General features: G+C 65.8%; 19 protein-coding genes. 9 read left to right on the top strand and 10 right to left on the bottom strand.

The genetic code is table 11. The annotated features are described in order from the left end of the window. Window positions 1-59: 59 nt before the first annotated feature. The 3 genes from AB3X86_RS12745 (at window position 60) to AB3X86_RS12735 (ending at window position 2,648) form a co-directional block, all read left to right on the top strand. Window positions 60-917: an IclR family transcriptional regulator gene (locus AB3X86_RS12745; protein ID WP_368596255.1), complete on the top strand. Its 858-nt coding sequence runs from the start codon at window positions 60-62 to the stop codon at window positions 915-917. A gap of 146 nt (window positions 918-1,063) precedes the next feature. After that, window positions 1,064-2,107, top strand: coding sequence for a rod shape-determining protein (locus AB3X86_RS12740; protein ID WP_176105923.1), 1,044 nt, complete (start codon window positions 1,064-1,066; stop codon window positions 2,105-2,107). Window positions 2,108-2,129: 22 nt separating this feature from the next. After that, window positions 2,130-2,648, top strand: a complete 519-nt coding sequence (locus AB3X86_RS12735) for an SLATT domain-containing protein (RefSeq protein WP_176105924.1) — start codon at window positions 2,130-2,132, stop codon at window positions 2,646-2,648. Between the two features lie 41 nt (window positions 2,649-2,689). Here the strand turns inward: AB3X86_RS12735 and AB3X86_RS12730 are convergent, their stop codons facing one another. Both AB3X86_RS12730 and AB3X86_RS12725 read right to left on the bottom strand, forming a co-directional pair. Continuing rightward, window positions 2,690-3,385 (bottom strand): YceH family protein, encoded by a 696-nt coding sequence (locus tag AB3X86_RS12730; RefSeq protein WP_176125735.1) that lies wholly within the window; start codon window positions 3,383-3,385, stop codon window positions 2,690-2,692. Window positions 3,386-3,517: 132 nt separating this feature from the next. Next, complete coding sequence (locus AB3X86_RS12725) at window positions 3,518-3,913, bottom strand: PaaI family thioesterase (protein WP_368596254.1); 396 nt, start codon at window positions 3,911-3,913, stop codon at window positions 3,518-3,520. 139 nt (window positions 3,914-4,052) lie between these two features. Here AB3X86_RS12725 and AB3X86_RS12720 point away from each other — a divergent pair, with 139 nt between their 5' ends. Next, window positions 4,053-4,307, top strand: coding sequence for a BON domain-containing protein (locus tag AB3X86_RS12720; protein WP_368596253.1), 255 nt, complete (start codon window positions 4,053-4,055; stop codon window positions 4,305-4,307). A 30-nt stretch (window positions 4,308-4,337) separates the two neighbouring features. Here AB3X86_RS12720 and AB3X86_RS12715 read toward each other — a convergent pair whose 3' ends face one another. Then, on the bottom strand, window positions 4,338-5,483 hold the full coding sequence (locus AB3X86_RS12715; RefSeq protein WP_368596252.1) for an acetate/propionate family kinase: 1,146 nt from the start codon (window positions 5,481-5,483) through the stop codon (window positions 4,338-4,340). A gap of 10 nt (window positions 5,484-5,493) precedes the next feature. Next, window positions 5,494-7,887, bottom strand: coding sequence for a phosphoketolase (locus AB3X86_RS12710; protein WP_368596251.1), 2,394 nt, complete (start codon window positions 7,885-7,887; stop codon window positions 5,494-5,496). 222 nt (window positions 7,888-8,109) lie between these two features. Between AB3X86_RS12710 and AB3X86_RS12705 the strand changes: the two genes are divergently transcribed. Beyond that, window positions 8,110-8,238, top strand: coding sequence for a hypothetical protein (locus AB3X86_RS12705; RefSeq protein WP_368596250.1), 129 nt, complete (start codon window positions 8,110-8,112; stop codon window positions 8,236-8,238). A gap of 114 nt (window positions 8,239-8,352) precedes the next feature. Continuing rightward, a complete protein-coding gene (locus AB3X86_RS12700; protein WP_368596249.1) occupies window positions 8,353-8,892 on the top strand; it encodes an ankyrin repeat domain-containing protein in 540 nt (179 codons plus the stop codon). A 63-nt stretch (window positions 8,893-8,955) separates the two neighbouring features. Here the strand turns inward: AB3X86_RS12700 and AB3X86_RS12695 are convergent, their stop codons facing one another. From AB3X86_RS12695 to AB3X86_RS12675, 5 genes are all read right to left on the bottom strand, one after another. Continuing rightward, window positions 8,956-9,654: an HAD family hydrolase gene (locus AB3X86_RS12695; RefSeq protein WP_368596248.1), complete on the bottom strand. Its 699-nt coding sequence runs from the start codon at window positions 9,652-9,654 to the stop codon at window positions 8,956-8,958. Between the two features lie 36 nt (window positions 9,655-9,690). Then, window positions 9,691-10,725 (bottom strand): phosphogluconate dehydrogenase (NAD(+)-dependent, decarboxylating), encoded by a 1,035-nt coding sequence (gnd, locus tag AB3X86_RS12690; RefSeq protein ID WP_368596247.1) that lies wholly within the window; start codon window positions 10,723-10,725, stop codon window positions 9,691-9,693. Between the two features lie 216 nt (window positions 10,726-10,941). Then, a complete protein-coding gene (locus AB3X86_RS12685; protein ID WP_368596246.1) occupies window positions 10,942-12,285 on the bottom strand; it encodes a sugar efflux transporter in 1,344 nt (447 codons plus the stop codon). 235 nt (window positions 12,286-12,520) lie between these two features. Further along, entirely contained in the window at window positions 12,521-12,964 is a 444-nt protein-coding gene (locus AB3X86_RS12680; RefSeq protein WP_368596245.1) for a hypothetical protein, read from the bottom strand. Window positions 12,965-13,042: 78 nt separating this feature from the next. Continuing rightward, window positions 13,043-13,339, bottom strand: coding sequence for a DUF2628 domain-containing protein (locus AB3X86_RS12675; protein ID WP_176381497.1), 297 nt, complete (start codon window positions 13,337-13,339; stop codon window positions 13,043-13,045). A gap of 172 nt (window positions 13,340-13,511) precedes the next feature. Here AB3X86_RS12675 and AB3X86_RS12670 point away from each other — a divergent pair, with 172 nt between their 5' ends. The 3 genes from AB3X86_RS12670 (at window position 13,512) to AB3X86_RS12660 (ending at window position 15,384) form a co-directional block, all read left to right on the top strand. Next, a complete protein-coding gene (locus AB3X86_RS12670; protein WP_368596244.1) occupies window positions 13,512-13,832 on the top strand; it encodes a thioredoxin family protein in 321 nt (106 codons plus the stop codon). Between the two features lie 15 nt (window positions 13,833-13,847). Then, complete coding sequence (locus tag AB3X86_RS12665) at window positions 13,848-14,267, top strand: secondary thiamine-phosphate synthase enzyme YjbQ (RefSeq protein ID WP_368596243.1); 420 nt, start codon at window positions 13,848-13,850, stop codon at window positions 14,265-14,267. 97 nt (window positions 14,268-14,364) lie between these two features. Next, the gene (locus AB3X86_RS12660; protein WP_368596242.1) at window positions 14,365-15,384 is read left to right on the top strand and encodes a class I fructose-bisphosphate aldolase; all 1,020 of its coding nucleotides are present in this window, start codon (window positions 14,365-14,367) and stop codon (window positions 15,382-15,384) included. Window positions 15,385-15,504: 120 nt separating this feature from the next. On the opposite strand, the gene AB3X86_RS12655 is transcribed toward AB3X86_RS12660, so the two are convergent. Continuing rightward, entirely contained in the window at window positions 15,505-15,795 is a 291-nt protein-coding gene (locus AB3X86_RS12655; RefSeq protein WP_368596241.1) for a hypothetical protein, read from the bottom strand. Between the last annotated feature and the right edge of the window lie 2 nt (window positions 15,796-15,797).

The raw sequence follows: 15,797 nt of genomic DNA, 5'->3' as shown, positions 1-15,797 counted from the left end.
CCGTCGATTGGGGCCATCGATAAAGGCATAATTGCGTACCCCTGCCCTGCCTCCGTGTAATGTCCAGTTCCGCTTCCAAACCCTCTTCGCGCGCTGGCCCGGCCCGCCATGATGCCGTCCGGCACGCTGAAAACAAGACCGACTCCAAGGCTGTCGCCGGCGCCGCCGCGTTCTCGAAGTTCATCGCGGTGCTGCAACTGATCGCCGATGCGCCAACTCCGCCCAACGTCGCAAAACTGAGCGCGGCGAGCGGCTATCCTCGCCCGACCGTGCATCGCATCGTCGCCGCATTGCAGGCCGAAGGGCTGATCATCGCGAGCGGCAGCGGCAACACCTTCGGCCTCGGAGCGCGCCTGATCAATCTCGCGAGCCATAGCTGGGAGCGCTCGGACCTGCGGCTCGCGGCCGTCGATGCGTTGATGGCGTTGCGCGACCTCACGTCGGAGACGATCCACCTCGCGGTGCCGAGTCAGGGCGAGATGGTCTACATCGAAAAGCTCGAAAGCCCGCACGCGGTGCGCATGGCCTCGCGCATCGGCACGCGCGTGTCGCTGACGTCGAGCTCGGTCGGCAAGGCGTATCTGGCGACACTCACGTTGCCCGAGCGCGAGGCGCTGCTGAAGAACGCGCCGCTCGCGCGTTTCACCGAGCACACGCTGACCGACCTCGACGCCGTGCGCCGCGAGATCGATGCGACCGCGCAACGCGGCTACGCGGAGGATCGCGAGGAGAACGAAGCATCGATCTGCTGCTACGGCGCCGCGATTCTCGGCCCGGACGGCCGCGCGGCCGGCTGCGTGAGCATCAGCATGCCGACCTTCCGCCGTCGCGACGATGTGCAAGCTACCTACATAGAGCCGCTGCTTGCGGCATGCCGCACGATCGCGGCGCGGCTGGGTCCGGCGAGCGGCAGATAGCCAACGATAGTGCGGCCGCGGCCGTCGATAAACTGCTATTCTTGCTGTCGCACGGCCGCTCTGGCCGCCCGCCGCGTGCAAGCGGCAGACCCCGACAAGCTCCCGGCGGCGCTCGCGCGCCCGCCTTCGCAAAGACAGGAATACGCATGTTCGGTTTTCTGCGCGGCTACTTTTCCAACGACCTCGCGATCGACCTCGGCACGTCGAACACGCTGATCTACATGCGCGGCAAGGGCATCGTTCTCGACGAGCCGTCGGTCGTGTCGATCCGCCAGGAAGGCGGGCCGAACGGCAAGAAGATCATCCTCGCCGTGGGCCGCGAAGCGAAGCAGATGCTCGGCAAGGTGCCGGGCAACATCGAGGCGATCCGGCCGATGAAAGACGGCGTGATCGCCGATTTCAACATCACCCAGCAGATGATCAAGCGCTTCATCCAGATGGCGCACGAGGCGCGGCTTTTTGCACCATCGCCGCGCATCATCATCTGCGTGCCATGCGGTTCGACCCAGGTCGAGCGTCGCGCGATCAAGGAGGCCGCGCATAGCGCGGGCGCCTCGCAGGTCTATCTGATCGAGGAACCGATGGCCGCCGCGACGGGCGCCGGCCTGCCGGTGTCGGATGCGACCGGCTCGATGGTCGTCGATATCGGCGGCGGCACCACCGAGGTCGGCGTGATCTCGCTCGGCGGCATCGTGTACAAGGGCTCGGTGCGCGTCGGCGGCGACAAGTTCGACGACGCCATCGTCAACTACATCCGCCGCAACTACGGCATGCTGATCGGCGAGCAGACCGCCGAGGCGATCAAGAAGGAAATCGGCTCAGCGTTTCCGGGCTCCGAGGTCATGGAGATGGAAGTCAAAGGCCGCAACATGTCCGAGGGCATTCCGCGCAGCTTCACGGTGTCGAGCAACGAAATTCTCGAAGCGCTGACCGATCCGCTGAATCAGATCGTCTCGTCGGTGAAGATCGCACTGGAACAGACGCCGCCGGAACTCGGCGCGGACATCGCCGAGCGCGGCATCACGCTCGCCGGCGGCGGCGCGCTGCTGCGCGATCTCGACCGTCTGCTCGCCGAGGAAACCGGCCTGCCGGTGTTCGTCGCCGAGGCGCCGCTGACCTGCGTCGTCCGCGGCTCGGGCATGGCGCTGGAGCGGATCGAGAAGTTCGGCAGCTCGTTTTCCTACGATTGATGTGCGTGCCGACCACTGAACGATGACGACCCTGCCCGCCTACGAGCCGCCCGTCGACGAAACCGAGTTGCTGTTGAAATGGATTCGCCGCGCGCGCGAATCGCAGATGAGCCATTACGACATGGCGGATCTGCTGTCGGCGCGCGAGCGCCGCATGGGCTGGCTCGTGACCGCGCTGACCGCGTTCGTCGGGACGGCGGTGTTCGCATCGTTGAGCGTGCCGCCGGTGTCCTTCGAGATGCGGATATTCGTTGGGCTCGTCAGCGTGACGGCGGCGATTTCCGCGGCGTTGCAAACGTTCCTGCGCTACGCGGAGCGTGCCGAGAAGCATCGCGCGGCCGGTGCGCGCTATGGCGCGGTGCGCCGGCGGCTCGAAGCGGTGTTTGCCGGCGACGCCGATGCGCGCGAAGCGCATTACCTCACCGGGATCCGTACCGAACTCGACCGTCTCGCAGAAGACTCGCCGAACGTGCCGCCGCGGATCTTCTATCGCACGCAGCGCACGTTGCTGGCGGACAGGCCGCGTCGGCGCGATGCGTGAAACGGGCGGCTTTACGTTTCCGTTTCCGTGTGCAATTCAGATCACAAATCGTCCGCGCTGATGCCTAGCTCGGCCGCCATGCGCCGCACGACGGCCTGCAGACGGCTGACTTCATCGGCGAGACGCTTCTGCTCGGCCTTCAGCGCCTCGAATGCGGACAGCGGCACGCTGTCGTCCTCGGCAACCGCCGACTGCGCGGCTTCGCTGATGCTGACCTCGCCGCACAACAGATGCATCCAGCGATTCTCGCGCTCGCCCGCCATGCGCGGCAGCCGGACGACGCGAGGCGGATCGTTCGCGGCGAGCTCGTCGAGAAACGCTTCGACCGACGAGATATCGGCGAAACCGTGCAGACGCGCGCTGTTCAGGCGCAATTCGGCGGCCGTTTGCGGGCCGCGCAGCAGCAGCGTGGTCAACAGCGCGATCGACTGTCCCGGCAGTCCGAGCACGCGGTTCATGTTGTGCTCGAAGCGCGGCACGCGGCTGCTGCTGCCCTCGAACACGAGGCTCAGGCGTTTCAAGCCGTCGATGGCGGTCAGCACCTCGGCCTCGGTCGCGTTCATCACCGGCGCGCGGCCGGTCTTCTGATTGCAGCCGAGCGTCAGCGCGTTCAGCGATAGCGGATAACTGTCGGGTACTGTGTTCTGTTTTTCGACGAGCACGCCGAGAACACGTCCTTCGAGCGCGGTCAGCGCGCGCAGCGAGGGTCGGGAAGGAGCGTCGGGAGTCGAATTCATGGGGATGCGAGGTTTCGTGGAAGATGCGCGCGCCGTTCGCGGCTGGACGGCGCGTTCTGTCAGGTGGCCACTATGATAAACGCGGCGCGGTTCGCGCGGTGCGGGAATCTGCGCTGCCGGCGCCGTCGCGCGTCAGGCGGTCTTCGAATACTTGAAGGTGCCCTGCGCGCTCGCGATCAGCAGCTTGCCGTCCACCCACGCTTCCGCGCGCGAAAAGAAAATGGAGCGGCCCGACCGTTCGAGAAAGCCCTTCGCGGTGACCGTCGCGCCGAGCCCCTTGTCCAGATAGTTGGTGGTCAGCGACAGCGTGAAGCCGTGCCGCACCGGTTGTCCCGGCTGCGCATACAGGCCCGCGTAGCCCGCGGCGGCATCGAGCAGCGTCGCGATCGCGCCGCCTTGCAGCACGCCCTGACGATTGAGTTTGCTCGCGTCGATCGGCATCAGCAGCTCAGCGTAGCCGTCGCGCCATTGCGTCAGACGCACGCCGAGCGATTCGAGAAACGGGTTGTCGATGGGAAAGTCGGACATGATTCGGGCGTGGGCTCGGTCGGAACGAACCGTGAGCATACCCTTGAAACGCGCGCGGCAGCGGCCAGGCGCGCACGCGGGCAAATCCCGCCGCATCTGCTAGTGTGAAGGGATGGACATTCTGTTTCGTGGAGACTCGATGCGCTCCGCTAGCTGGAAATCTGGCGAGCCTGGCCGCCTGACCGACGCTCAGATCGCCGCTGAAGCGGCGCGCCGTCTCGCGTGGGACTCGGCCGTGCCGCCGCGCGCGGTGCGCGTGAAGGTCACGCACGGACGCATCACGCTGTCGGGTGAGCTTCAGCGCGAAGCACAGCGCATCGCGATGCTCGAAGACGTGACGCGGTTGTTCGGCGTCACCGGCATCGCGGACCGGACGGTCGTCAAATCGGCATAACGCTGTAATAGCGGGTCAGGCGCGTCAGCTCTAGCCTGCTTGCAGCAGTTCCCGGCAATGCCGCGCGATCTGCTTCTCCTCCTCTGTGTGCAGCACCCTCACCTTGCCCGCCGGATCGCCCTCGACGAGCCCAAGAAACGCAAGACCGTCGCATACGCGCCGCCGAACCTCGGCGCTGTGCTCGCCGATCCCGCCGGTGAACACCAGCAGATCGATGCCGCCAAGCAGTGCCGCGTATCCGCCGATCGTCTTGCGCACTCCGGTCGCAAACGCATCTAGCGCGAGCGACGCGTGCGCATCGCCGGCCGCCGCGCTTTTTTGCAGCGCTTGCATGTCGCTTTCGCCGTCCGCGTAACCGGCCAGACCGCTCTGGCGATTGAGCAGCGTGTCCAGCGCATCGGCGTCGAGGCGTTCCGCGCGCATCAGATACAGCAGCACGCCCGGATCGAGGTCGCCGCTGCGCGTGCCCATCGGGATGCCGCCGGTCGGCGTCAGGCCCATCGTCGTATCGACCGAGCGGCCGTCGAGCAGCGCGCACAGGCTCGCACCATTGCCGAGATGCGCGAACACCGCGCGCGACGGCAAAGCCGCGCCGAGTTGCTTGACCAGCGATTCGTACGACAGCCCGTGAAAGCCATAGCGGATGACGCCGGCGTCCGCATAACGGCGCGGCAGCGGGAGCCGCGCGGCGCGCGGCGGCAGCGTCGCATGAAACGCGGTGTCAAAGCACGCGTAATGCGTAGCGTCGCGGAAAATCTCCGTGGCTTCGTTGATCAACTCGAGTGCCGGCGGGATATGCAGTGGCGCGAAGTGCAGCGCGTCGAGCAACTGGCGGCGCACGTCGTCGGTGATGCGCTGGTGCGTGCGCAGATGCGGGCCGCCATGCACGACGCGATGCCCCACCGCCAAGGGCCGCGCATGATGCTGTTGCACGAGCAGTTGCGAAAGCTGTTGCAGCGCCTCGGTCTGCGAGTCGAGCTTCTGGTCCTGCTGCAACAGCACGCGGCCATCGGCCGCCTTGATCCGCAGGCGGCCATCGGTGCGGCCGATGCCCTCGGCCGCGCCTTCGAGCAGCAGCGTTTCGTCGTCGGCCGAGGGTGCGAAAAGCCCGAACTTCAGCGACGAGGACCCGCTGTTCAACACGAGGATCGTGCGTTCCTGATCGTGGTCGTGCATGGTGTCCCCCTCAGCCTTTCCACGTCCAGTTGCGGATTTCCTCCTTGTCGATCCCCTCCTCGTGCGCATACGCGAGATGCTCGATGATCTGCCCGCGCAGCCACTCCTTCGTATGATCGCCGACACCGCGCAGCGTGGGTACGCGATCGATCGCATCGATCGCCAGCGTGAAGCGGTCGACGCCGTTGATGATCGCGAGTTCGAGCGGGGTATTGATGTTGCCCCTCTCGTTGTAGCCATGCACGTGCATGTTGCCGTGGTTCTTGCGGTTGTACGTGAGCTTGTGCACGAGCGCCGCATACGCGTGGAAGTTGAAGATCACCGGTTTGTCGGTCGTAAACAGCGAATCGAAATCGCGGTCGGACAGTCCATGCGGATGCGCACGCTCGGGCATCAGGCGGAACAGATCGACCACGTTGACGAAGCGGATCTTCAGCGTCGGGCAGTGCTCCTTCAGGATCTGCACGGCGGCGAGCGCTTCCATCGTCGCGATGTCTCCCGCGCACGCCATCACGACGTCCGGCTCGGCGCCCTGGTCGGTCGACGCCCAGTCCCAGATGCCGATACCTTTGGTGCAATGAATGACGGCCGCGTCCATGTCGAGATAATCCAGATGCGGCTGCTTGTCGGACACGATCACGTTGACGTAGTCGCGCGAGCGCAGGCAGTGGTCGCCAACGCTCAGCAGACAGTTCGCATCGGGCGGCAGATAGATGCGCACCACTTCCGGGCTCTTGTTCGTGACCACGTCGAGAAAACCGGGGTCCTGGTGCGTGAAACCGTTGTGATCCTGGCGCCACACGATCGACGTGATCAGCAGATTGAGCGATGGCACCGGCTGCCGCCAGCCGAGCTCGCGCTTGGATTTTTCGAGCCATTTCGCGTGCTGGTTGAACATCGAGTCGATCACGTGCACGAACGCTTCGTAGGTCGCGAAGAGCCCATGACGGCCGGTCAGGTTATAGCCTTCCAGCCAGCCTTCGAGCGTGTGCTCGCTGAGCATCTCCATCACGCGGCCGTCGGGCGACAGGTAGCCTCCGTCGGCGTCGCTCGGTTCGAGGGGATCGAGCCAGGTCTTGCCCGACACTTCATAAACCGCATGCAGCTTATTGCTCGACGTTTCATCGGGGCCGAACAGCCGGAAGTTCGACATGTTCTTGCGCATCACGTCGCGCAGGAAGGTGCCGAGCACCGCGGTCGGCGACGTATACGCCGCCGCCGGTTTCTTCACGGCCACCGCGTAATCGCGGAACGACGGCATGTCGAGCATCTTGCACAGCAGCCCGCCGTTCGCGTGCGGATTCGCGCTGATGCGGCGCGCGCCTTCGGGCGCGAGCGCGCGCAGTTCTTCGACGAGCCGGCCGTTCGCATCGAACAGCGTTTCAGGGCCGTAGCTGCGCAGCCAATCCTCGACGATCTTCAAACTCTTGCGATTGGTCACCGCATCGGCCACCGGCACCTGATGCGAGCGCCACGAGCCTTCCACCTTGTGACCGTCCACTTCTTTCGGCCCGGTCCAGCCCTTCGGCGAGCGCAGCACGATCATCGGCCAGCGCGGCCGCGTGGTGTCGTTGTTCTGCCGCGCGTTCTGCTGGATCGCGCGAATTTCGCTGATGCATTGTTCGAGCGTCGCCGCCATCTGCTGATGCATCGTGTCAGGATCGTCGCCTTCGACGAAATAGGGCTTGTGCCCGTAACCGACCATCAATGCTTCGAGCTCTTCACGCGGAATGCGCGCGAGCAGCGTCGGATTGGCGATCTTGTAGCCGTTCAGATGCAGCACCGGCAGCACCGCGCCGTCGCGGATCGGATTCAGGAATTTGTTCGAATGCCACGAGGTGGCGAGCGGCCCGGTCTCCGCTTCGCCGTCGCCGATCATCACGGTGACGATCAGCTCAGGATTGTCGAACGCGGCGCCGTAGCCGTGCGACAGGCAGTAGCCGAGTTCGCCACCTTCGTGAATCGAGCCCGGCGTTTCGGGCGTGCAATGCGAACCGACGCCGCCCGGGAACGAGAATTGCCGGAAAAAGCGCCGCATGCCATCTTCGTCCTCGCTGCGGTCCGGATAGACCTCCGAGTAGGTGCCTTCCAGATAGCAGTGCGCGAGACTCGCCGGCGCGCCGTGACCGGGGCCGGACAGAAAGATCATGTCGAGATCGTATTTGCGGATCAGCCGGTTCAGGTGCACGAGCACGAAGCTCTGGCCGGCGTCGGAACCCCAGTGGCCGAGCAGCCGGTTCTTGATGTGCTCGGGCTTGAGCGGCTCGCGCAGCAGCGGGTTGTCGCGCAGATAGATCATGCCGACCGACAGGTAATTGCATGCGCGCCAGTAGCGATCGAGGTTGCGCAGCGTATCAGGGTCCAGAACTTGCGGTGGGGTGGGATGCGAGGTTGCTTCGGCCATGGCGTCACTCCTCGAAAAGAACTGTCAGGCTGGTTGGCGGATGATGCGGTGCACTCGAAACGAAGCCGTGGGGCACGGGTCGAATGTACTAAGCTGCTCAAACCGGGGGCGAAAGTTTTCTACCCCTCGCAGTATCTCGCGCTGAATGTGGCATTCGTACTGCAATTGCCTTGCGCTGTCTGCTTTCTTTTCGTGATCCTCTGTCTCAGGTCAATGGCCGCCATGTCGAGATCTCCCAGTGCGCTCAAAGTGCTTAAGGTTCTGGTCCTTACGCTCGCGTTGACGTTCGTGGCGGTCGGAATACCGATAGGCGTATTCGGGCTGCTGGTCAAGCTGTTCAGCCACGCGTAGCACAGCGGCGCCGCTGTCGGCACGCGGACGCGAGCGCCGCGGAATGTGTATGCTCTTTGCGAGACCGGGCGCGACGTTTGCATCGCGCCGCTCGTTCAACGCAAGGAGAGAGCTTTGGCCCACCACAGCGACCACACCAACAACCCGCCCGCTTCGCAGCCCGATCCTGAATTGCAGGCGCTCGCCCGCGAAGTGTTCGACCTTGCGCGACGCGGCGATGCGACGATGCTCGCCGCCGTCATCGAAAAGGGCGTACCGCCGAATCTGCGCAACGAACGCGGCGACAGCCTGCTGATGCTCGCGAGCTATCACGGCCACGTCGACGCGGTGCGCACGCTGCTCGAACAGGGCGCCGATGCGAACCTGCGCAACGATACGGGACAGACGCCGATCGCGGGCGCCGCGTTCAAGGGCTTCGACAAGGTGATCGAAACCTTGCTCGCGCATGGCGCCGACGTCGAAGGCGCATCGCCCGATGGCCGCACCGCGCTGATGATCGCCGCGATGTTCAACCGCACCGCAATCGTCGATCTGCTGCTCGCGCACGGCGCGGACCCGCATGCGCGCGACGCGAACGGCGTCAGCGCGGCCGATGCCGCCGCACGGATGGGCGCCGCCGATACCCAGGCGCGCCTGAAAGCGCTGGGCGCTTGATCTCGCGACTTCACCCGCGGCTTCACCCATGAAGCGGTGCCCGCACATCGCGCGCGGCGCCGCCTAGTTGCCCTTCCCGCTACGCAACAGCGTCTCCACGTCGATCTCCGCCAACTCGCCGATTCGCCCGACGCTCACGTCCGCGGGCGGATTGTTCGCGATCTCCTTCGCATCGAACGCATAGTGTCCCTGGCGCGGAAACACGGTCGTCAGCTCCGTGCCCCATGCCTTCTTCATCGCGCCCAGAATCCGCAGCTTGTCGTCGACCATCACGTAATGGCGCGCCGGATAGCAATCCATCACCTGATCGAGCATCAACTCCTTGTGGATGTAGATCAGCACGCGTCCTTCGACTTCGTCCCACAGGCCCGAGCGCGAAATCTTGCGCGGCTGGAACACCACGTCGCCGTCCGACAGGATCACCGTCGGCCCGTACTTGGCCACATGCCGCAGCGCGTCGAGCGCACCCGGATACAGCCGGTTCGCAAACGGATACTCGATCAGGAACGACGACATCAGCAGCAGACGCGTGTCGCGCGGATGCTCGGTCCGATAGCGCTGCAGCGCGCCGAGGTAGTCGGCGTAGCCGAGTTCGGCGCGCAGGTTCTCGAAGATTTCCCAGTAGCGCACACTGTTCTCTTCGCCGAACTGCCCCATCATGTGCGCGCGCAGATCCTGCAGCACGTGATCGTTGTCGAGCAGCGTGTTGTCGCAATCGAATAGAAAGACGACGTCGTGCGGCGTCGCGGAAGTGACTGGCATCGCGGTTCCTCGTGGCAGGTTCGTGGGTCGTCTCGGCTACTTCAGTCCGCCATCCGGCGCGACGGGCTTTTCCGCATGGCCGCCGAAATCGTGCCGCATCGCCGACAGCACGCGGTTCGCGAAATCGGCTTCTCCGCGCGAACTGAAGCGCGCGAACAGCGCCGCGCTGAGCACCGGCGTCGGCACGCCTTCGTCGATCGCCGCCGCGACGGTCCAGCGCCCCTCGCCCGAATCCGATACGCGGCCCGCGTAGCCTTTCAGCTCTGTGTCGCTGGCGAGCGAGCCGGCGATCAGGTCGAGCAGCCACGAGCCGATCACGCTGCCGCGCCGCCACACCTCCGCGATGTCCGCGAGATTCAGATCGTACTGATACTGCGCGGGGTGGCGCAGCGGCGACGTCTCCGCATCGGCTTCGCGCGCGTGGCGGCCGGCGTCGGCGTGGCGCAGCACGTTAAGACCCTCCGCGTAGGCGGCCATCAGCCCGTACTCGATGCCGTTATGAACCATCTTGACGAAATGCCCCGCGCCTTGCGGTCCGCAATGCAGAAAACCCTGCTCGGCGGTGCTCGCGCCCGCCACGCGGCCCGGTGTCGCGCTCTCAGTGCCGACGCCGGGCGCCAGCGCCGAGAAGATCGGTTCGAGCCGTTTCACGACCTCGGCCTCGCCGCCGATCATCAGGCAGTAGCCGCGCTCGCGCCCCGCCACGCCGCCGCTCGTGCCGACGTCCACATAGTGAAGCTGGCGCGCGCCAAGCTGCTGGCCGCGGCGGATGTCGTCGTGATAGTAGGAGTTGCCGCCGTCGATCACGATGTCGCCCGGTTCGAGCAGCGGCACGAGTTTGTCGAGCGTCGCGTCGACCACCGCGGCGGGCACCATCAGCCACACGGCGCGCGGCCTGGCGAGCTTCGCGACGAGGTCTTCGAGCGAGCTGGCGCCGGCCACGCCTTCCTGCTTCAGCCTGTCGACGGCCGCCGGCTGCACGTCGTACACGATGCATTGCTGAGCGCCTCTGGTCAGGCGCCGCACCATGTCGGCGCCCATCCGTCCCAATCCAATCATGCCTAGCTGCATAGCTCGCTCCGGAAGATGCTGCGTTGCGCTGTCCGATTTTCTGGTCGTCGTGTTGCGGCGGCGTGGTTGCCCTTAAGCATAGGCGCTGTGTCGCAAGGTGCGCCGAATGGGTCGAAAGAAGCCGCACTTTTTTGCAGAGGTGCGGCGCGGGTCAAAGTTCCGCGCGGCTGGAGGCGCGCCGCATCCGCACGAAGGCGGATGCGGCGGTGTCGCGCGTCATTCGCTGCGCTCGGGCAGGCGCGTGCCGCGGCGCGCGGCCAGCTTCGCGTATTGCTCGGCCGCGAAGCGCTTCACCGCGCGCCACATCAGCGGATAACGATAGCCGGGCACCGCGAACAGCACGAGCGCGCACAGCCCCAGCAGTCCGCAAAACAGGAACGTGCCGCGATAGCTGAACGCCTGCACGAGCAGCCCGGACAGCACCCCCGACAGGATCGAGCCGACCCGCGCCGCATTGAAGAACAGCGCGGTCGCGCGCCCGGGCGAATGCGGCATCAGATCCTGCACGTAGGTCATGCCGAGGCACGAGGTCACGGCGACCACGAACGCGTTCAGCATCTGCATCGGGATCAGCACGCTGACGTTGCCGGCGAGCGACATCGCGACGAAGTACACCGCATGCACGGCCGCGCACGCGGCAAGCCAGTTCGGCTTGTGCAGCGACGAGGACTTCGCGCCGAGCGCGAGCATCATCGGGATCTCGGTCAGCGCGCCGAGACCGAGCATCACCGACACGTCGAGATGCGTGCCGTTCAGCCCGTGCACGATGTAGAGCGGCAGCACGATCATCGTCGCGTTCGCGGCGAGGCCGAGCAAGGTCAGCGCGGTCACCGAGCGCAGGATGTCGTTCGCCGACGCGGCTGGCAGCGTTTCGTGCGCATCCTCGCCGGGTTGCCGCAGCGGCGGCACCGTGATCGACGCGGACGGCTCGGACGCGGTGTCCTCGACCGTGTGATCGCCGAGATGGCTCTGCGGCTCCTGCATGCGCCAGACGATGAAGCCACAGGTCGCGAAGCTCGCGGCCGCGAACAGGAACAGCCCGGTGAAGCTCGTCGCGGCGAGCACCAGCGCGCCGACCGACGGCCCGAACACCCATGCGGCCGACAGGATCGTGCGCAGCGTCGCGCTCGCGAACACGCGCTCGGCGGGGTCCGGCACGGGCAGCGCCGCGCGGCTGAACGAGAACACCATCGAAATCGCCGAGCCGCCCGCGCCGATGAACACGATGCCGACCACGAGCAGCAGCCGGTAATCGCGCACCACGCACAGACACAGGTAGCCGAGCGCGGCCAGGATCAGCGCCGCCAGCAACAACGGCCGGTGCCGCCCGCTCCGGTCGCTCCAGCGCCCGGCGGCCGTGCTCGCGAGCACGCCGCTCGCGGCGATCAGCGTCATGAATACGCCGAGCCGAAACGGCGTCATGCCGGCGCGTTCGATGCCGAACAGAGACAGATACGGTGCGGTGAAGGACATCGCCACACCGAGCATCAGGGTGGCGGCAGCGAGCGGCTTGAAGCCAGGAATGCGAAGCAGGTCGAAAAAACGCGCAGTTTTCAACACGGGGGCGGAGGGTCAGGTGGAGCGGGCCTCGCTGCGCTTCGATGCGCTCGACGGCACGATAGGCGTCGCGGGTTGGGGCCAAAACGACCGGGGCATTATCGACCCGGAGCGCGGCTCGCGTAAACCCGCGCAACAGCCGTCCCAAATGTGGAATGCGCGCGCCCGTGCGCAGCGCCGCTCGCGCCGTGCCGTGCCGATGCGTGCGGTTAGCGGCAAGCTGCCGGCACGCTCGCCGCTATTTGCCCTCAGTTGCGCGCATTTGCTGCGCCTGCGCCTTGTAGTCGTAGGTCGGATAGAACTCGGTGTGATAGCCGCCCCACGCGGTCGATTCGATCGCACGGTTCACTTCGCGCAACCGGCTGGCGGGCACGCGCAGCGTCACGACCTGTCCGATGCCCATCATCACGTACCACGACACGACTTCGATGCCGGGCGGCGGAAAGGTCTTGAAGAAGCCCTGCTCGCGCAGTTGATCGTTGATCTTCGGCAGCGGCTTCGATTCGTCGTGGCGCAGAAAGATCGTCAGCAGGAAGGTGTCGTCGGCGGGAGCGGACGCTGGTGTGGCGGGGGCGGCGGCGAGCGTGGCGCGGGGCGCCGCGTCGGCGGCGTGGGCGAGCGGTGCGCTGGCCAACATCCCCAACGACACGGCGAGACCAGCGACTGTCGATCCAATGAGCATGAAACGCCTCCATCACCGATTGAACTCAGCTTCGATCACACGTCTGCGCGCAGCAATCCCCGCTCCAGCGCGAACGCATCACACGACGACGTAGCCGCGCTGTTCGAGCGTCCAGCGATGCCAACGGTTGCCATACGCGCCGCACGCGAACGCGAACAGGATCGACAGCACGAAGCCGATCAGGTCGGCCGTCTCGCCCCACAGACCGATGCCGAGCAGAATCACGTTGATGCCCAGCATCACGAACGCGGCGAACCACATTCTCTTCGACAGCGCCCAGATGAAGCCGAGCAGGCACGCGCCCCAGCTGAAGCCGGTCGCGACCGCGATTGCGTCCTTGTGCTGCGGATGTTGCAGATAGATTCGGGCGTTCATGTTTTGCGAGATTCCGTGCGATGACGCGGCGCGTCGATCGGTCGAGCACGCGCGCACCGCTTTTTAACATGCCGCGGCGACATCACGAGCATCGGCTGCATACGGCCGCTGCGCTGACGATCCGCAGCATAGCTGCTACCCTTGGCAGATCAAGATCAAGAGCGGAGCACGCATGACCTCCTCGACAGCTTATTCCCCGAAAGCCCCTTCCCGCGCCGAGCTCGACTCGCTGCCCGGCGCCACCGTCGTCGAATTCGGCACCGACCGGTGCGGCTATTGCCAGGGCGCGCAGGCCTCGATCCGGCAGGCGCTCGCGCCGCACGCGGGCCTGCGGCATCTGAAGATCGAGGACGGTCCCGGCCGCCCGCTCGGCCGCTCGTTCAAGGTCAAGCTGTGGCCGACGCTCGTGCTGATGCGCGACGGCGCGGAGGTCGCGCGCGTGGTGCGGCCTCGCAGCGCCGAGGACATCGAGGACGCGTTCGCGTCGCTCTGACTTTCGATCTCCATCATGCGCCAGGTCATCCATCATCTGCGTGTCCAGGCCCGTGGCCGCGGCCTGGTCGAATTTACCGACGACGCGCGCCGCTTCGTCGACGATACGGACATCCGTACGGGTCTCTTGACGGTGTTTTGCCGACACACGTCGGCATCGCTGCTGATTCAGGAGAACGCCGATCCATCGGTGCGGCGCGATCTGCAGCGCTACTTCGAGAGCCTCGCGCCAGAGGACGACACGCGCTACGAGCACGACACCGAAGGCCCCGACGATATGCCCGCGCATTTGCGCACGGCACTCACGCAGGTGCAGCTAGCGGTGCCCGTCGAGCATGGAAGAATGGTGCTCGGCACATGGCAGGGGCTCTATCTGTTCGAACATCGGCGTCAGCCACAGCCGCGCGATATCGTGTTGCATCTGCTCGGCGAATAAAGTCCGCTTTCGCACCCACTCGTCACGCAAAGGAAACCGTCACCGGCACTTCTCCGCACACCGCATCGTACGGAGCCTACCCAAGGGAGCACACCTCATGGACACCCGTAGCGAGCTGCAAGCCACCGTCAAGGCGATGATTCAACCGGGCAAGGGTCTTCTCGCCGCCGACGAAAGCGGCCCGACCATCGCCAAACGCTTCAAGACGATCGGCCTCGAATCGACCGAAGAAAACCGTCGCGCGTATCGCAACCTGCTGCTGACGACACCCGGCCTCGGCGAGTTCGTGAGCGGCGTGATCCTCTACCAGGAAACGCTCGGCCAGAAAGCCGACGACGGCACGCCGTTCCCGCAAGTGGCCGCGGCGAACGGCATCGTGCCCGGCATCAAGGTGGACCTCGGCAAAGTGCCGCTCGCGCTCGCTCCGGGCGACGAGATCACCGAAGGCCTCGACGGTCTCGCCAAACGCTTCGTCGATTACAAGCGGCAAGGCGCTCGCTTCGCGAAGTGGCGCGCGGTCTACAACATCAGCGCGAGCCTGCCGAGCCGGCTCGCGATCGAGGCGAACGCCGATTCGCTCGCGCGCTACGCCGCGATCAGCCAGGAAGCCGGCATCGTGCCGATCGTCGAACCCGAGGTGCTGATGGACGGCGATCACACGGTCGAGCGTTGCGCCGAAGTGACCGAGGCCGTGTTGCACGAGGTGTTTCATGCTCTGCATCGACATCGCGTCGTGCTCGAACATATCGTGCTGAAGCCGAGCATGGTGCTGGCCGGCTCCGAGCATGAGCAGCAGTCGAGCACCGCGCATATCGCGGCGGCGACCGTGCGCGTGTTGATGCGCACGGTACCCTCTTCGGTGCCGGGTCTCGTGTTCCTGTCGGGCGGACAGTCGCCCGAGGAGGCTACCGCCAATCTCAGCGCGATGAACCGGCTCGGCGCGCTGCCGTGGAATCTGAGCTTTTCGTATGGGCGTGCGTTGCAGGAGCCGCCGTTGAATGCGTGGCGCGGCCAGCCGGGCAACGTAAAGGAAGCGCAGCAGGCGCTGCTCAAGCGCGCGCGTCTGAATGGCGCGGCCGCGCTCGGCAAGTACGACCCGTCGATGGAAAAGGATTGACCCGCCGGCGGGCGAAGCGCGAATCGCCCGTCAGCACGCTTGCGCACAAAAACGCAGGAGCCGACACGCCGGGGGACCGGCGCGTGGCTCCTTCTGCGCTTCTGCCTCAAAACGCGGCGCTTACTGCCCCTTCGTATCGCTGCTCGCGTCGGCGCCCGGCATATTCGTCGAATCGGTCATGGGCTTCTTCGACTTCGAGTGCTTCTTCATGTGATGGTGGGTCGCAGGCGTAGCCGTCGTCGCCGGGCCCGCGTCACCGCCCTCGCGCGACGAGGTCGCGGCATTGGTGCTCGGGTCGGTGCCGGCCGGCCCCCCGCCGCCGCCGCCGCCGCCACCGCCGGCACCTTGGGCCATCGCGAGCGACGAAGCCGCGAGCAAGGTGGAAACGAGCACTGCGTGTCTGATCTTCATGG

This window comes from Paraburkholderia sp. BR14374 (genome assembly GCF_040948685.1).
Lineage (GTDB): Bacteria > Pseudomonadota > Gammaproteobacteria > Burkholderiales > Burkholderiaceae > Paraburkholderia > Paraburkholderia youngii.
Note: the sequence above shows the minus strand (reverse complement) of the source record. Positions and strands in the feature narration are given on the sequence as shown.

Bases quoted from the DNA above. Each gene is read 5' to 3' on its own strand.
- AB3X86_RS12745 (WP_368596255.1), top strand. From the start codon at position 60: ATGTCCAGTTCCGCTTCCAAACCCTCTTCGCGCGCTGGCCCGGCCCGC.
- AB3X86_RS12740 (WP_176105923.1), top strand. From the start codon at position 1,064: ATGTTCGGTTTTCTGCGCGGCTACTTTTCCAACGACCTCGCGATCGAC.
- AB3X86_RS12735 (WP_176105924.1), top strand. From the start codon at position 2,130: ATGACGACCCTGCCCGCCTACGAGCCGCCCGTCGACGAAACCGAGTTG.
- AB3X86_RS12730 (WP_176125735.1), bottom strand. From the start codon at position 3,385: ATGAATTCGACTCCCGACGCTCCTTCCCGACCCTCGCTGCGCGCGCTG.
- AB3X86_RS12725 (WP_368596254.1), bottom strand. From the start codon at position 3,913: ATGTCCGACTTTCCCATCGACAACCCGTTTCTCGAATCGCTCGGCGTG.
- AB3X86_RS12720 (WP_368596253.1), top strand. From the start codon at position 4,053: ATGCGCTCCGCTAGCTGGAAATCTGGCGAGCCTGGCCGCCTGACCGAC.
- AB3X86_RS12715 (WP_368596252.1), bottom strand. From the start codon at position 5,483: ATGCACGACCACGATCAGGAACGCACGATCCTCGTGTTGAACAGCGGG.
- AB3X86_RS12710 (WP_368596251.1), bottom strand. From the start codon at position 7,887: ATGGCCGAAGCAACCTCGCATCCCACCCCACCGCAAGTTCTGGACCCT.
- AB3X86_RS12705 (WP_368596250.1), top strand. From the start codon at position 8,110: ATGTCGAGATCTCCCAGTGCGCTCAAAGTGCTTAAGGTTCTGGTCCTT.
- AB3X86_RS12695 (WP_368596248.1), bottom strand. From the start codon at position 9,654: ATGCCAGTCACTTCCGCGACGCCGCACGACGTCGTCTTTCTATTCGAT.
- gnd (WP_368596247.1), bottom strand. From the start codon at position 10,725: ATGCAGCTAGGCATGATTGGATTGGGACGGATGGGCGCCGACATGGTG.
- AB3X86_RS12680 (WP_368596245.1), bottom strand. From the start codon at position 12,964: ATGCTCATTGGATCGACAGTCGCTGGTCTCGCCGTGTCGTTGGGGATG.
- AB3X86_RS12675 (WP_176381497.1), bottom strand. From the start codon at position 13,339: ATGAACGCCCGAATCTATCTGCAACATCCGCAGCACAAGGACGCAATC.
- AB3X86_RS12670 (WP_368596244.1), top strand. From the start codon at position 13,512: ATGACCTCCTCGACAGCTTATTCCCCGAAAGCCCCTTCCCGCGCCGAG.
- AB3X86_RS12665 (WP_368596243.1), top strand. From the start codon at position 13,848: ATGCGCCAGGTCATCCATCATCTGCGTGTCCAGGCCCGTGGCCGCGGC.
- AB3X86_RS12660 (WP_368596242.1), top strand. From the start codon at position 14,365: ATGGACACCCGTAGCGAGCTGCAAGCCACCGTCAAGGCGATGATTCAA.
- AB3X86_RS12655 (WP_368596241.1), bottom strand. From the start codon at position 15,795: ATGAAGATCAGACACGCAGTGCTCGTTTCCACCTTGCTCGCGGCTTCG.